Below are 15,829 nucleotides of genomic sequence, written 5' to 3'. Positions count from 1 at the left end.
ACGCATAATGACGCCGCACTTCTATACTGATGGCTAAAAAACACAGGGTAAATAATGGCGAGAAGAATTCTGGTCGTTGAAGATGAAGCTCCAATCCGCGAAATGGTCTGCTTTGTTCTGGAGCAAAATGGCTTTCAGCCTGTCGAAGCGGAAGATTATGACAGCGCGGTGAATCAACTCAATGAACCCTGGCCTGATTTGATTCTCCTTGACTGGATGCTGCCGGGCGGTTCGGGGCTGCAGTTTATTAAGCTGCTCAAGCGCGAGGCGATGACCCGTGATATTCCGGTGGTGATGCTGACCGCGCGCGGAGAAGAAGAGGATCGCGTTCGCGGCCTGGAGACCGGGGCGGACGACTACATTACCAAGCCTTTCTCACCGAAGGAGCTGGTGGCGAGAATCAAAGCGGTGATGCGCCGTATTTCGCCGATGGCGGTGGAAGAGGTGATTGAAATGCAGGGGCTGAGCCTCGATCCCTCATCGCACCGGGTGATGACCGGCGAAAGTCCGCTGGACATGGGGCCAACGGAATTTAAATTATTGCATTTCTTTATGACCCATCCGGAGCGGGTGTACAGCCGCGAGCAGCTGCTGAACCACGTTTGGGGAACCAACGTCTATGTGGAAGACCGCACGGTGGACGTCCATATTCGTCGCCTGCGCAAAGCGCTGGAACACAGTGGCCATGATCGGATGGTGCAAACGGTTCGCGGCACGGGGTATCGTTTCTCCGCCCGTTTCTGAATTTTGACAGGAGTGTGACCCGTGCTGGAACGGCTGTCATGGAAAAGGCTGGCGCTGGAGCTCTTTTTAGCGTGTATTCCGGCCCTGATTCTGGGGGCGTTTGTGGGTCATTTGCCGTGGTTTTTACTGGCGGCAGTGACCGGTTTGCTGATCTGGCATTTCTGGAATTTGATGCGCCTGTCGTGGTGGCTGTGGGTGGACCGGAGCATGACCCCTCCGCCCGGCCGCGGCAGCTGGGAGCCGCTGCTGTATGGTCTGCACCAGATGCAGATGCGTAATAAAAAGCGTCGACGTGAGCTGGGAAGCCTGATTAAACGCTTCCGCAGTGGAGCGGAATCGTTGCCGGACGCGGTGGTCCTGACCACGGAGGAGGGAGCCATTTTCTGGTGTAATGGCCTGGCGCAGCAGATTTTAAACCTGCGCTGGCCGGACGACAGTGGGCAAAACATTCTTAACCTTCTGCGCTATCCTGAATTCGCCACCTACCTGAAACAGCGTGATTTTTCAAAACCGCTCAATCTGGTGCTGAATAATGCCCGTCATCTGGAAATTCGCGTGATGCCCTACAGCGACAAGCAGTGGCTAATGGTGGCGCGCGACGTGACGCAGATGCATCAACTGGAAGGGGCGCGGCGTAACTTCTTCGCTAACGTCAGCCATGAGCTGCGCACCCCGCTGACGGTGCTGCAGGGCTATCTGGAGATGATGCAGGAGCAGGTGCTGGAAGGGGCGACCCGTGAAAAGGCCCTGCACACCATGCGTGAGCAAACCCAGCGTATGGAGGGGCTGGTGAAGCAGCTGCTCACGCTGTCGCGTATTGAAGCCGCGCCGGCGCTGGCGATGAATGACCGCATCGACGTGCCGATGATGCTGCGGGTGGTGGAGCGCGAGGCGCAGACCCTCAGCCAGGATAAGCAGACGCTGTTTTTTACCGTCGATGAGCAGCTCAAGGTGCTGGGCAACGAGGAGCAGCTGCGCAGCGCCATTTCTAACCTGGTTTATAACGCGGTGAACCACACCCCGCCGGGCACTGAAATTCGCGTCAGCTGGCAGCGAACGCCGCAGGGGGCGCTGTTCAGCGTCGAAGATAATGGGCCAGGCATTGCGCCGGAGCATATTCCCCGTCTGACCGAGCGTTTCTATCGGGTGGATAAAGCCCGCTCCCGGCAAACGGGGGGCAGCGGCCTGGGGCTGGCGATTGTCAAACACGCGGTCAACCATCATGACAGCCGACTGGAAATAGAAAGTACGGTGGGCAAGGGAACCCGTTTTAGCTTCCTGCTCCCGGAACGATTAATTGCCAGAAACGACACCTGAGCGGCGCACTGTCAGCTTATCTTGCCAATGACCAGCTTCGGCTGGTCATTTTCATTGGCAGTCATTTTACCCTCGCCTATTTAATGAACGTGCGCTGCTTTTTTGTTCGCATGATAAGCCACGGGTTTTCCATCAATATGGTAAATGATTCTGGTGTGAAACTGATAACCAGCATAATCATCTGCTTTTGCGATCGTGCCTTGCTTTAAAACGTTATAAGCGTTTAAATTGCGCCTGCGCAGTCGATGACAGACTGCTTTTGCGTGGTAATACCAAAAACAATTCTTTCCCACGCCGCTTCGGGAGCATATCTCGCTGAGTTTACCGGCAATCGCCGCTGTATCGTCCCTGAGAGGGTAGCGCGGTATTTTTCCATTTTTTTACAACACCACATCCACAGGCAGTAATGAATTTATGACCCATCAGTTAAAATCTCGCGACATCATAGCGTTGGGCTTTATGACCTTCGCGTTGTTCGTTGGCGCAGGCAATATTATTTTCCCTCCGATGGTTGGCTTACAGGCGGGCGAGCACGTCTGGACGGCGGCGATCGGCTTCCTGATCACTGCGGTGGGTCTGCCGGTTCTGACGGTGGTGGCGCTGGCGAAAGTCGGCGGCGGCGTTGAAAGCCTGAGCACCCCGATTGGTAAAGTGGCGGGTATCCTGCTGGCGGTGGTGTGTTATCTCGCGGTAGGACCGCTGTTCGCGACCCCGCGCACCGCGACCGTCTCTTTTGAGGTCGGGATTGCGCCGCTGACCGGCGACGGCCCGCTGCCGCTGCTGATCTACAGCGTTATCTACTTCGCGCTGGTGATCCTGGTCTCACTCTATCCGGGCAAACTGCTGGATACGGTGGGAAATTTCCTTGCGCCGTTGAAAATTATCGCCCTGATTGTGCTGGCGGTCGCCGCGGTTGTCTGGCCGGCGGGCCCGATCAGCGACGCGATGGAAGCGTATCGTACCGCGCCATTCTCCAATGGCTTCGTCAACGGCTACCTGACCATGGACACCCTCGGCGCGATGGTGTTCGGGATCGTGATTGTCAATGCCGCACGCTCCCGCGGCGTCAGCGAAGCGCGTTTGTTGACCCGCTACACCGTCTGGGCGGGCCTGATGGCAGGCGTCGGTCTGACCCTGCTGTATCTGGCGCTGTTCCGTCTGGGCTCTGATAGCGCCACCCTCGTGGACCAGTCCGCTAACGGCGCGGCAATCCTCCACGCTTACGTGCAGCATACCTTCGGCGGGGCGGGCAGCTTCCTGCTGGCAGCGCTGATCTTCATCGCCTGCCTGGTGACGGCGGTGGGTCTGACCTGCGCCTGCGCTGAGTTCTTTGCCCAGTATCTGCCGTTCTCCTATCGCACGCTGGTCTTCATCCTCGGCCTGTTCTCGATGGCGGTCTCCAACCTTGGTCTGAGCCACCTGATTCAGGTGTCGATTCCGGTGTTGACCGCTATCTATCCGCCGTGTATCGCACTGGTTGTATTAAGCTTTACCCGCAGTTGGTGGCATAATTCGTCACGTGTTATCGCGCCGGCCATGTTTATCAGTCTGATGTTTGGTATCATTGACGGGATTAAGTCATCGGCGTTTGCCGCTATCCTGCCGGCCTGGACCGCGCGTCTGCCGCTGGCGGAGCAAGGTCTGGCCTGGCTGATGCCGACCGCCGTGATGGCAATCCTCGCGGTGATCTGGGACCGTGCCGCCGGACGTCAGGTGACCTCCAGCGCGCACTAACCGGCGTTGAGGACAAGCGTTTAACCACGGGACTTCGGGTTCCGTGGTTTTTTATTTTTTGTGTTAAACGGCATTGAAAAAACACGATGGAAAGTAGTAACAAGCTTAAGCGCGGGCTAAGCACCCGGCACATCCGCTTTATGGCCCTGGGTTCCGCCATCGGCACCGGGCTTTTTTACGGTTCAGCCGACGCGATTAAAATGGCCGGACCCAGCGTACTGTTGGCCTACATTATCGGCGGCGTCGCGGCATATATCATTATGCGCGCGCTCGGTGAGATGTCGGTGCATAACCCTTCCGCCAGCTCATTCTCCCGCTATGCTCAGGAAAACCTCGGCGGACTGGCGGGCTATATCACCGGCTGGACCTACTGCTTTGAAATCCTGATCGTCGCTATCGCCGACGTCACCGCCTTCGGTATCTACATGGGCGTCTGGTTCCCGACGGTGCCGCACTGGATCTGGGTGCTCAGCGTGGTGCTCATCATCTGCGCCGTCAACCTGATGAGCGTCAAGGTGTTTGGCGAGCTGGAGTTCTGGTTCTCGTTCTTCAAAGTGGCCACCATCATCATTATGATCCTCGCCGGGTTCGGCATCATTATCTGGGGGATCGGCAACGGCGGCCAGCCGACGGGCATTCATAACCTCTGGAGCAACGGCGGCTTCTTCAGCAACGGTTGGCTGGGAATGGTGATGTCGCTGCAGATGGTGATGTTCGCCTACGGCGGTATCGAAATCATCGGCATCACCGCCGGTGAGGCGAAAGATCCGGAGAAATCCATTCCACGCGCTATCAACTCGGTGCCGATGCGCATTCTGGTGTTCTATGTCGGCACGCTGTTTGTCATTATGTCTATCTATCCGTGGAACCAGGTGGGTACCGACGGCAGCCCCTTTGTCCTGACCTTCCAGCATCTGGGCATTACCTTCGCGGCCAGCATTCTTAACTTCGTAGTCCTGACGGCCTCGCTGTCGGCGATTAACTCCGACGTGTTCGGCGTGGGCCGTATGCTGCACGGCATGGCCGAGCAGGGGAGCGCGCCGAAGGTGTTCGCCAAAACCTCGCGTCGCGGTATTCCGTGGGTGACGGTGATGGTGATGACCATTGCGCTGCTGTTTGCGGTATACCTCAATTACATCATGCCGGAAAACGTCTTCCTGGTGATCGCCTCGCTGGCCACCTTCGCCACCGTGTGGGTGTGGATTATGATCCTGCTGTCGCAGATTGCCTTCCGCCGCCGTCTGTCGCCGGAGGAGGTCAAAGCCCTGAAATTCAAAGTTCCCGGCGGGGTGGCAACCACGGTTGTCGGCCTGCTGTTCCTGGCGTTTATTATCGCCCTGATCGGCTATCATCCGGACACCCGCATCTCGCTGTACGTCGGTATGGTGTGGATTGCACTGCTGCTGCTGGGCTGGGTCTTTAAGATCCGTCGTGAGCGCCGCCTGGCGCAGGCACAGTAATCAACATCGCCCCGGTCAGCATCGCGCGACCGGGGCGGCTTGCCGACCCGCGTCCTCCCCCGTTATCCTCCCCCAAAAAATCCTGTGACGATGAGTTCTGCGCCTGACGGCTATGGCAAGGTGTGCCCATTCTGCACAATGAGGATTCACGATGTTGAAGGCATGGCACCTTCCGGTTGCACCCTTTATCAAGGTGCAACAGGACCGACTGTTTATTACCCTGTGGTTGAGCGGTGAGTCGCTGCCGCAGCGGATCACGCTGCGCGCGGAAGAAGATAACGAAGAGCTGTCGCTGCCGATGCAGCGCCTCCGCCAGGCGCCGAGGCCGGGTGTAGTGGCATGGCGCGGCGAAATCCATCTCGCCAGCGGTCAGCCGCGCCGCCGCTACAGCTTTAAGCTACTGTGGGCCGACCATCAGCGCTGGTTTACGCCGCAGGGCTTCAGCCGTTTCCCGCCGGCCAGGCTGGAGCAGTTCGCCGTCGACCTGCCGGACGCCGGCCCGCAGTGGGTGGCCGATCAGGTTTTCTACCAGATTTTCCCCGATCGCTTTGCCCGCAGCGCTGCGCGTGACGCCGAACAGGATGCGGTCTATTACCATCACGCGGCGGGACGGGAGATTGTGCGCAAGGCGTGGGACGAACCGCTTACCGGCGAGGCGGGCGGGTCGACGTTCTACGGCGGGGATCTCGACGGCATCAGCGAAAAACTGCCTTACCTGAAGCAGCTCGGCGTCACCGCCCTGTATCTGAACCCGGTCTTCGCCGCCCCCAGCGTGCATAAATACGACACCGAGGATTATCGGCGCGTCGATCCGCAGTTTGGCGGCGACGCGGCGCTGCTCCGCTTGCGCCACAACACCCAGCGGGCGGGGATGCGCATGATCCTCGACGGCGTGTTCAACCATACCGGCGATTCCCATCCCTGGTTCGATCGCCACCAGCAGGGCAGCGGCGGCGCCGGCCACCATCCGGACTCCCCGTGGCGCGACTGGTTTACCTTCTCCGGGGAGGGGCAGGCGCACAACTGGCTGGGCTATGCCAGTCTGCCGAAGCTCGACTATCGGTCGACCAGCCTGGTCAACGAGATCTATGCCGGCGAGGACAGCATCGTACGCCACTGGCTGAAGGCGCCGTGGAGTATGGACGGCTGGCGTCTGGACGTGGTGCACATGCTGGGCGAAGGCGGCGGGGCGCGGAATAACCTGCGGCATATCGCCGGCATCACCCAGGCGGCGAAACAAACGCAGCCGGAAGCCTTTGTCTTTGGCGAACATTTTGGCGACGCGCGCCAGTGGCTGCAAGCGGATGCCGAAGATGCGGCAATGAACTACCGCGGCTTCACCTTCCCGATCTGGGGATTCCTCGCCAATACCGATATCTCTTACGATCCGCAGAAGATAGACGCCCAGACCTGTATGGCGTGGATGGATAATTATCGCGCCGGGCTGTCGCATCAGCAGCAGCTGCGGATGTTCAACCAGCTCGACAGCCATGATACGGCGCGTTTTAAATCTCTCCTTGGCAAAGACGTAGCGCGTCTGCCGCTGGCGGTGGTGTGGCTGTTCAGCTGGCCCGGGGTACCGTGTATCTACTACGGCGATGAGGTGGGCGTAGATGGCAATAACGATCCGTTCTGCCGCAAACCGTTCCCGTGGGATCCGGCGCTGCAGGATACCCAGCTGCTGGCGCTGTATCAGCGAATGGCGAAACTGCGTAAAGCCCACCAGGCGCTGCGCTACGGCGGCTGCCAGGTGATTTACGCCGAGGATAACGTGGTGGTGTTTGTCCGCGTCTACAAACAGCAGCGGGTACTGGTGGCGATTAACCGCGGCGAAGCCTGCGAAGTGGTTATCGAGGATTCGCCGCTGTTGGACGTGGGAGCCTGGACGCTGCAGGAGGGCGCCGGCGCCTTCCATGACGGGGTACTGACGCTCCCGGCTATCTCCGCCTGCGTCTGGTCCGGTCGTTAACGATAGAGCTGGCTCAGCAGGTCGTCGCGGAGGAGCGCCTCCCGCCACCAGCGCTGAGCCAGTCCGTCATTCCCGCTGCGCCAGGCCATGTAGGTGATATCTTTTTCCCGCCAGCCGGCGACGCTTTTCTCCACCAGACAGCCTTTTTCCAGCCACGGGCGGGCGATATGACGCGGCAGAAAGCCGCAGCCCAGCCCGGCGCACAGCAGTTCGACTTTGCTGGCGAAATCATCGACGCCGATTTGCGGCTGTTCATCAAGCAGATTGCTGTTCAGCGGATGGCAATAGCGGGCGCTGTCGCGGATCACCACCGCCCGGTGCTGGCTGAGCTGCTTATTGCTGAGCGGCGTTTCCGCTCCGGCCAGCGGGTGGGCCGGGGCGACCACGAAAATGTTATCCAGCGCGCCGAGGGTTTGCCATGACCACTCGGCAGAGGTGGGCGGCTCATTGATGGCGCCGAGGATAATATCCGCGCCATGGTGGGTCAGCTCTTCCCATGAACCGGCGAGGGTGTGATGACTGAAGTTCAGCCGGGTCTGCGGGTTTTGCGCGTAGAACTCGGCGATCAGCGGCAGCAGGGCCGAAAAGGGAAACGAGGCGTCGAGGGCGATCGCCAGCTCTCGCTCCCAGCCCGCGCTCAGCTGCTGGGCCTGCTTTTCCAGATCTCTGGCGGCGCTTAAAAGCTGTCGCCCCTTCTCCAGCATCAGCCGCCCGGTATCAGTAAATTTTGCCCGATGGCCGGAACGATCCAACAAGACGATCTCCAGATCGCTCTCCAGCTTCTGGATCATATAGCTCAGAGCGGCGGGGGTTTTATACAGCGACTCTGCGGCGGTGGCGAAGGATCCGTGTCGGTCCAGCGCATCAAGGATCATCAGAACATCAAAGTTTACGCGCATCAGGAGTTTCCATTCATTAATTTCCCCTTGTTGTACCTAAGCGCAATAATCAATGCCAGTGAATAAATCAGAACAGTTTGCCGTAAAATTTTGATGAACGCTGGCATGAGTAAATACTAACCGCTGATAAAATATAAACCACAAAAAAACTTTAATAACTTGTTAGAAATAACTGGCTATACTCACCATGCTTTATCAGTCAGGATCTACACGACGCATTAACCATCATGTCATCTTTTTAACTAATTGATTAAGAAGGTATTTAATGTCTATTCGTGAACTGCTCGATCCCACTAATTCCGCCCTTATCTTTATTGATCATCAGCCACAGATGTCATTCGGCGTGGCGAATATCGATCGCCAGACCCTCAAAAATAACACCGTGGCGCTGGCTAAAGCCGGTAAAATTTTTAATGTACCGGTGATTTACACTTCCGTAGAGACCAAAAGCTTCAGCGGTTATATTTGGCCGGAATTATTGGCCGTGCATCCTGACGTCAAGCCGATTGAGCGTACTTCAATGAACTCCTGGGAAGACGATGCCTTCGTTGCGGCGGTGAAAGCGACCGGCCGTAAAAAGCTGGTGATCTCCGCTCTGTGGACCGAAGTTTGCCTGACGTTTCCGGCGCTGATGGCCCTGGAGGCGGGCTACGAAGTGTATGTGGTCACCGATACCTCCGGCGGTACCTCTGTCGACGCCCATGAGCGCTCCATTGACCGGATGGTGCAGGCGGGCGCGGTGCCGGTGACCTGGCAGCAGGTGCTGCTGGAGTACCAGCGCGACTGGTCGCGCAAAGCGACTTACGATGCGGTGATGGACCTGGTGCGCGAACACAGCGGCGCCTACGGGATGGGCGTGGATTACGCTTATACCATGGTGCATGGCGCGCCAGAGCGTAAAGCTTAAATACACTTCACCCTTCAGGCTGCCTCTTTGTTAGCTGGGTTTGCCCGCCCCGGTCACTGACTTATGTCAGCTCCCGGGACGTGCCGGCTTGCCGCCTCGACGCAGCATGAATGACGTTGTGTATGGTCATCTATGGCTAATGGCGAGAATCATCCTGCCATTCCCCTGAAGCAAGGAATCTTTATGGCGCAGCAAAAATCGGTGACCCTGGTCATCAGCCATCTGCTCGATCCGCAACACGGCCAGCGCTACGAAGAGTGGCTCGGCAAAATCATGCCCATCGCGGCTGAGTTTCCCGGCCATCTCGGGGCGAATGTGATCCGGCCCGCCGCAGGGCAGAATCTGTGGAGCGTGATTATCCGCTTCGACACCCTGGAGCATCTCTATGCCTGGACGCAGTCGGAAACCCGTCGTCAGCTGGTGGCGGAAATTGCCCCGCTGCTGACGGAGGGCGATCGGACGGAGGTGCGGACCGAACCGGCCTTCTGGTTTACCCCGCCGGTGGCGAATGTGCGCCAGCCGCGGCGCTGGAAACAGTTTCTGATCACCCTGCTGGTGATTTTCCCCAGCACCAACCTGGTGCCGACGGTGACCGGCATGCTGTTGCCGTCGCTTAAGGGGAGCCTGCTGCTGCACCTGATCAATGATGCCTGCGTGGTTGCGCTGGTGGTCTGGTTCTGGATGCCCATCGTGACCCGCCTGTTTGCTGGCTGGTTGAAGAAAAACTGAGTCAGCCTCCCCAAGGAGTGTGTTATGTCGCAAACTGCCACACTGATTCTGACCCACGGCCAGATTCATACCCTCGATCGTGCGAATCCGCTGGCGGAAGCCGTGGCCATCGCCGACGGAAAAATTGTTGCCACCGGAAGCCACGATCGGATCATGAGCTTTGCCGCCGAGGGAACGCAGATCGTCGATCTCAAAGGGCATACGGTGATCCCGGGCCTCAACGATTCTCACCTGCATCTGATCCGCGGAGGGTTGAACTACAACCTTGAGCTCCGCTGGGAGGGCGTGCCCTCTCTGGCCGATGCCCTGCGAATGCTTAAGGATCAGGCGGATCGCACACCGTCGCCGCAGTGGGTGCGGGTGGTCGGCGGCTGGAGCGAATTCCAGTTCGCCGAACGACGGATGCCGACCCTGGAAGAGCTAAACGACGCGGCGCCCGATACGCCAGTGTTTGTGCTACATCTCTACGATCGCGCACTGCTGAACCGCGCGGCGCTGAAAGCCGTGGGGTATACCAAAGAGACGCCGGATCCGGTGGGCGGAGAGATCGTCCGCGATAGCCACGGCAACCCGACCGGGATGCTGATTGCCAAACCAAACGCCATGATCCTCTACGCCACCCTGGCCAAAGGGCCGAAGCTGCCGCTGGATCTGCAGGTGAACTCCACCCGTCAGTTTATGCGCGAGCTGAACCGACTGGGGCTGACCAGCGCCATCGACGCCGGGGGCGGTTTCCAGAACTACCCGGAAGATTACGAAATTATCGAGCAGCTGCACGCAAAAGATCAGATGACCGTGCGCATCGCCTACAACCTGTTTACCCAGCGACCGAAGCAGGAGCTGGAGGACTTCGAGCGCTGGACCGATATGCTGAAGCCGGGGCAGGGAACCGATTTCTATCGCGCCAACGGCGCCGGCGAGATGCTGGTGTTTTCGGCGGCGGATTTTGAAGATTTCCTGCAGCCGCGGCCGGATTTGCCGCAAGGCATGGAAGATGAGCTGGAGCGGGTGGTGCGCCATCTGGTTGAACATCGCTGGCCGTTCCGCCTGCATGCCACCTACGACGAGTCCATCAGCCGGATGCTGGACGTGTTTGAGAAGGTGAACCGTGACATTCCGTTTAATGGCCTGCACTGGTTCTTCGATCATGCCGAGACCATTACCGAGCGCAACATTGAGCGGGTGAAGGCGCTGGGGGGCGGCATTGCGGTGCAGCACCGGATGGCCTTCCAGGGCGAATATTTTGTCGATCGCTACGGCAAAGAGGCGGTGAAACATACGCCGCCGGTAGCGAAAATGCTGGAGCTGGACGTACCGGTAGGGTTAGGGACCGATGCCACCCGCGTCGCCAGCTATAATCCGTGGACCGCGCTGTACTGGCTGGTCTCCGGGCGCACCGTTGGCGGGATGGCGATGTATGACGACAACAACCGCCTGCCGCGCGATGTCGCGCTGGAGCTGTGGACGGCGGGCAGCGCCTGGTTCTCCAGCGAGCAGGGTAAAAAGGGCCGTCTGGCCGCCGGTCAGCTTGCCGATCTGGTGGTGCTGTCGAAGGACTATTTCAGCGTCGCGGAAGAGGAGATCAAAGGCATTGAGTCGGTGCTGACGGTGGTTGATGGCAAAGTGGTGTACGCCGCCGGTCACTTCTCGCCGCTGGCGCCGCCGCCGATCCCGGTGCTGCCGGAGTGGTCGCCGGTGGTGAAGGTCCCGGGCCATTACCGTTCCGCTCCGCCAGCGGCGGCCAAAATTGGCGCCATAGTCCAGATGCACCAGTGCTGCGGTAGCTGCGGTGTCCACGGCCATCAGCATGATATCGCGCGGAAATCGTCGATTCCCGTCTCCGACGAGCAGGCCTTCTGGGGCGTGCTGGGTTGCTCCTGCTTTGCCTTCTGATGCCTGACGCCTCCGCCCCGGTTGCTAAGGGGCGGAGGTCTCAGCCACCTTTCACGCATCAATAGCGCTGCTGTGAGCCAAAAAGCGCCATGCGGCGGGCAATCATTTCGCGTACTGGCTGCAGTCCCTGGGCGATCACTTTCCGCGGATCGTTCACATCGTGCCCGGTATCGGCAGCAAAGATCGCCTTCACCTGCTGGCACCAGGCGTACATATTTTCGGTATTAACGTTAATCTTGGCGGTGCCGCAGGCAATCGCCCGGCGCATATCCTCATCGGCAATACCGGTGCCGCCATGCAGCACCAGCGGAACCTTCACCCGCTCGGCAATGGCTTTCATCTCGGTAAATCCCAGTCGGGCTTTGCCTTTATACAGGCCATGGGTGGAGCCCAGCGCGGCGGCGAGGCAATCCACCTGGGTTTCTGTCACCAGGGTGTAGCACTCCTGCGGATCGGCGTAGATGACTTCGGAATTGACAATGCCGTCTTCACTGCCGGCGATAGTCCCCAGTTCGGCCTCCACGGAGATACCTTTGCTGTGCGCCAGCGTCACCAGATGGCGAGTAATGGCCAGGTTTTCCCTGAACGGCAGATGCGAGCCATCAAACATAATGGAACTGAAGCCGGCGGCGATCGCCGCTTCGCAGGCCTCCCGGGAGGTGCCATGATCCAGATGCAGCGCCACCGGAACATCAATATGCAAATACTCCATGGCGTTAACTACGATGTCATGAATACATTTTAACCCGAGCATATGCTTAACCGTGCCGCCGGACACGCCCAAAATAACCGGTGAGCGGCACTGCTGGGCAGTGCTTAATACGGCGCCGACCCATTCCAGATTATTAATGTTGAACTGACCGACGGCGTAGCCGTCCCGCAGGGCATGCTGAAGCATGTCCTTCATCGACACTAACATATTCACCTCTTGATATTTATTAAATGCAGTTATTCTTCAAAATATTGCTTTAAGTTTCTCTCGTAGCTATTTAACGAGTGGTGGACGACCGCCAGGTCCGGCATAGATTCCCGTACCCCTTTTTTCTCAATAGAAATGGCGGCGGTCAGGCTGGCAAATAAAATAATATTATCTATGTGCCATGAGTAGTGGACGCCATAGGTGAAGGCGCCGTGAAATACATCCCCGGCTCCGGTGGTATCAACGGCATTGCACAGCCAGGAAGGAACGATCTGCAGCATACCGCTTTTTAAAAAAGCGCAGCCTTTTTCGCCAAGGGTAATAAATGCTTCACCGCGGCAAATTTTATTCAGCTCAATCAGCGCCGCTTTAATTTCTGCTTCGGTGCTCAAAGAGCGATAGCTCATATAATCGCGGGCAAAATGTTCGCTCACTACAAAATAGTCGGTCCAGGCTGCGAGTTTTATATTGCTGGCGCGCAGTGACCCGCCGTCCATCACGACTCTGGCGTTGGGCAGTTTCTTAATTAAATATTCACTGATTTCCGGCTCATGGCCGTCAATTAAAATGGTGACCGGATCCTCGGTGGCAATCAGTCGTTCGGCGAGGTCGTCCAGTTTGAGCTTTTGATCGTAGGTCAGGGAAGGCGGTGTCTGCATCTTGCGGGTAATAATCGTCCGCGAACCCGTTAAGCGATTGACCAGCACCGAGGCCAGCGGGGTGATCATGTCATCGGAGAAAACCACCTGGCTGGTATCCACCCCCGCTTCGGCAAACTCATCGATAATGCGCTGACCGTAAAGGTCCTGATGCAGATGGCCGATGTAATAGACCTCCTCACCCCATAATCCCAGCAGCCAGGCCGCATTGGCCGCCGGGCCGCCGCCGCTTTCTATAAAATCATGACAAAAGTTTTTGGTATTCTCCTGGGGCCATTCATTGAGAAAGAAAAACTGATCGAAACAGGCAAATCCAATGGACAAAATAGCCATAACCACTCCTGATTATTTGTCAGCGGCGGGAAGCGTGACCTTCCCGCAGGGAAAAATGACCTCGCTTATTCATTTTTCTGCTTGGCAGTAAGCTCCTCATAGCTGAGCGTGTTGCCCACTACCCGTACCTGACGGAAGCAGAAAGGCACCAGCAGCGCGACGAGCAGCGCCAGACAAATCAGGTAGATAGTGACCTGGCCAAACTGGGTGAACGCGTTACCGATAATGATGCCCCACACTGCGAAGTCGAAATCGGCGAAGGTGCTGTTTTCAAACCCGAGGTTGCCGAGCGCCGGCAGCAGCATCGCCGGCAGGAAGGCGAGGAAGATCCCGCCGATAAAAGCGGCGATGATACACCCGCGCTTACCGCCCAGCTTGTCGGCAAAGACCCCGGAGGTGCCGCCGCAGAAGAAGTGCGGCACCATGCCGGGAATAATCAGCGCCATGCCCAGTCCGCCGAGCATGAGCATCCCGACCAGACCGCCCACAAAGGAGCTGATGAATCCCACCACCACCGCGGTGGGGCTAAAGGTGAAGAACACCGCGCAGTCAACGGCCGGGATGGAGTCCGGGATCAGTTTCTGGCTGATGCCCTGGAATGCCGGCACCAGATCGCCGAGGATCAACCGCACGCCGTTGTAGACAATGGCTACGCCAACGGCGAACTGCAGACCGGTCAGCACGGAGAAGATCAGCATATTCTGGTCGGTGATGGTGCTCAGGTACGCTGACCCGGCGACAGCGCTGCAGATGAAGTAGATAACAAACATCACGATACCGGTGGTGACGGTGGTATCGCGCAGAAAACCCCATTTTTCTGAGATTTCGGTATCGGCGAAGGAGTTTGCCGGATTGCCGGTCCGGCTGGCGATCCACGCCGAGAGGTAGTAGCCCAGGGAGCCGAAATGGCCCATGGCGATCCCGCCGTCCTCGGTCACCTGCCTGGTGTAACGCTGGCCAATGGCCGGGGAGATGGCTGACCATGAGCCCAACAGGAATCCGCCGATCAGGATCAACATCCAGCCCTGGAACTCCGCCGCCTGCAGGACGGCGGAGAACAGGCAGGCGAGAAAGAACGAATGATGGCCGGTGAGAAAGATATATTTATATTTGGTGCAGCGGGCTATGATCAGGTTGAAAATAAAGCCCAACAGCAAAATACTCATGGTTTCCACGCCCAGCATTTTCTGGGCGACGGAGACAATGGCTTCATTGTTAGGAATAACGCCGCGGATATTAAATCCAGCTTCGATAATACCGCCCAGCGGGTTGAGATTGGCAACGATAACGCCTGCGCCAGCGCTCAGCATCAAATAGCCTAAAATCGGCTTTAATGTACCGGTAAGGAGTTTGTTGCCGGGGGAGCGCAGCGCCACTAAGCCAACGAAGGCGATAAGCCCCATTAAAAAAGCGGGTTGACTGAATATTTCCGTTAAGAAACTAAGAATAGCCTGCATGGTCGTTCCCTCTATGCTGATTAAGAGTGAGTCGCAGCAATTTTCATCAGCGCGTCGGTAATATCCTCGGCGATTTTTGCTTTATGGATGTAGCTGCGAATAATGGCGACATGACAGTGGGCCGGAAATTGATTTGCCAGTTCTTTGATCGTGACGTAAAGGTCGGCTTTTTCCCCGACGGCGTTAGCAAAATCGACCGAAGCGACGTCCGCTTTGATACCTAATTCTTCACAGATCTTCTTCACATTATTCGCAGCCATCAATGAACTGCCAATACCGTTACCACAAACCGTTCTGATAACTAACATAATGACTACTCCATTTGTTTTTGGATGAAATGTAAGACTGAATTCACGTCATTTTCCTGCTGAAGAAAAGTCACGATATCTGACTCGATCAGCGAGGCAATCAGTTGGATCATTTTGATATGACTGTCAGCATCGGCGCCGGCGATCGCGATGACGACGGTAACCGGATCGAACTCATCGTGGCCGAAGGTCACTGGTGTGGCGGTGGTGACAAGCGAAAATCCGGTCTGCAATGCCCCTTTTTCCGGGCGGGCGTGCGGCATGGCAATCCCGTCATCTATCACGATGGCGGCGCCAAAATCCTCGTATACTGTCAGCATCTCGTTGACATATTCGGCGCTGCAAATCTGGCGCCTGGCGAGTAATGAACCCGCCAGTTCGATGGCCTCCTCCGCATGGGAAATATTCTGCTTCAGGGCGATTAACGTCGGGTCAAAAATAATATCCATTCTCTTCTCCTGAACGTATTCCTGTTCCTGAGTAAAATCATGACCAAATACA

14 protein-coding genes are annotated in these 15,829 nt (G+C 57.5%); 8 read left to right on the top strand and 6 right to left on the bottom strand.

The window, feature by feature from the left end:
* The first annotated feature begins 54 nt into the window (after positions 1-54).
* The 5 genes from phoB (at position 55) to malZ (ending at position 7,224) form a co-directional block, all read left to right on the top strand.
* Positions 55-744, top strand: coding sequence for a phosphate response regulator transcription factor PhoB (gene phoB, locus ABLU73_RS07825; protein ID WP_004204861.1), 690 nt, complete (start codon positions 55-57; stop codon positions 742-744).
* 21 nt (positions 745-765) lie between these two features.
* Positions 766-2,061, top strand: coding sequence for a phosphate regulon sensor histidine kinase PhoR (phoR, locus tag ABLU73_RS07820; protein ID WP_017898936.1), 1,296 nt, complete (start codon positions 766-768; stop codon positions 2,059-2,061).
* Positions 2,062-2,475: 414 nt separating this feature from the next.
* Positions 2,476-3,795: a branched-chain amino acid transporter carrier protein BrnQ gene (gene brnQ / locus ABLU73_RS07815; RefSeq protein ID WP_004204859.1), complete on the top strand. Its 1,320-nt coding sequence runs from the start codon at positions 2,476-2,478 to the stop codon at positions 3,793-3,795.
* Between the two features lie 86 nt (positions 3,796-3,881).
* Entirely contained in the window at positions 3,882-5,255 is a 1,374-nt protein-coding gene (gene proY, locus ABLU73_RS07810) for a proline-specific permease ProY (protein WP_264923857.1), read from the top strand.
* A gap of 151 nt (positions 5,256-5,406) precedes the next feature.
* Positions 5,407-7,224, top strand: a complete 1,818-nt coding sequence (gene malZ, locus ABLU73_RS07805; protein ID WP_048294242.1) for a maltodextrin glucosidase — start codon at positions 5,407-5,409, stop codon at positions 7,222-7,224.
* Here malZ and ABLU73_RS07800 read toward each other — a convergent pair.
* Entirely contained in the window at positions 7,221-8,123 is a 903-nt protein-coding gene (locus ABLU73_RS07800; RefSeq protein WP_004204855.1) for a LysR substrate-binding domain-containing protein, read from the bottom strand. The genes malZ and ABLU73_RS07800 overlap by 4 nt on opposite strands.
* Positions 8,124-8,388: 265 nt before the next feature.
* Between ABLU73_RS07800 and ABLU73_RS07795 the strand changes: the two genes are divergently transcribed.
* From ABLU73_RS07795 to ABLU73_RS07785, 3 genes are all read left to right on the top strand, one after another.
* Positions 8,389-9,030 carry a hydrolase gene (locus ABLU73_RS07795; protein WP_002890357.1) on the top strand — a complete coding sequence of 214 codons (642 nt, stop codon included), beginning with the start codon at positions 8,389-8,391 and terminating at the stop codon, positions 9,028-9,030.
* Between the two features lie 183 nt (positions 9,031-9,213).
* Positions 9,214-9,759, top strand: a complete 546-nt coding sequence (locus tag ABLU73_RS07790; protein ID WP_004204853.1) for an antibiotic biosynthesis monooxygenase — start codon at positions 9,214-9,216, stop codon at positions 9,757-9,759.
* Between the two features lie 24 nt (positions 9,760-9,783).
* Complete coding sequence (locus tag ABLU73_RS07785) at positions 9,784-11,652, top strand: amidohydrolase (RefSeq protein ID WP_053810711.1); 1,869 nt, start codon at positions 9,784-9,786, stop codon at positions 11,650-11,652.
* Positions 11,653-11,710: 58 nt separating this feature from the next.
* On the opposite strand, the gene fba is transcribed toward ABLU73_RS07785, so the two are convergent.
* From fba to ABLU73_RS07760, 5 genes are all read right to left on the bottom strand, one after another.
* Positions 11,711-12,565: a class II fructose-1,6-bisphosphate aldolase gene (gene fba / locus ABLU73_RS07780; protein ID WP_074423857.1), complete on the bottom strand. Its 855-nt coding sequence runs from the start codon at positions 12,563-12,565 to the stop codon at positions 11,711-11,713.
* A 35-nt stretch (positions 12,566-12,600) separates the two neighbouring features.
* A complete protein-coding gene (locus ABLU73_RS07775) occupies positions 12,601-13,563 on the bottom strand; it encodes a PfkB family carbohydrate kinase (RefSeq protein ID WP_264923862.1) in 963 nt (320 codons plus the stop codon).
* A gap of 65 nt (positions 13,564-13,628) precedes the next feature.
* A complete protein-coding gene (locus tag ABLU73_RS07770) occupies positions 13,629-15,020 on the bottom strand; it encodes a PTS ascorbate transporter subunit IIC (RefSeq protein ID WP_004204848.1) in 1,392 nt (463 codons plus the stop codon).
* A 20-nt stretch (positions 15,021-15,040) separates the two neighbouring features.
* Positions 15,041-15,328 carry a PTS sugar transporter subunit IIB gene (locus tag ABLU73_RS07765; protein ID WP_264923864.1) on the bottom strand — a complete coding sequence of 96 codons (288 nt, stop codon included), beginning with the start codon at positions 15,326-15,328 and terminating at the stop codon, positions 15,041-15,043.
* Positions 15,329-15,333: 5 nt separating this feature from the next.
* The gene (locus tag ABLU73_RS07760; protein ID WP_004204845.1) at positions 15,334-15,777 is read right to left on the bottom strand and encodes a PTS sugar transporter subunit IIA; all 444 of its coding nucleotides are present in this window, start codon (positions 15,775-15,777) and stop codon (positions 15,334-15,336) included.
* Positions 15,778-15,829: the final 52 nt, after the last annotated feature.

It is taken from the genome of Klebsiella sp. GG_Kp175, assembly GCF_040062325.1.
Lineage (GTDB): Bacteria > Pseudomonadota > Gammaproteobacteria > Enterobacterales > Enterobacteriaceae > Klebsiella > Klebsiella quasipneumoniae.
The sequence above is the reverse complement of the archived record's forward strand: the minus strand, read 5'-3'. Positions and strand labels throughout refer to the sequence as shown.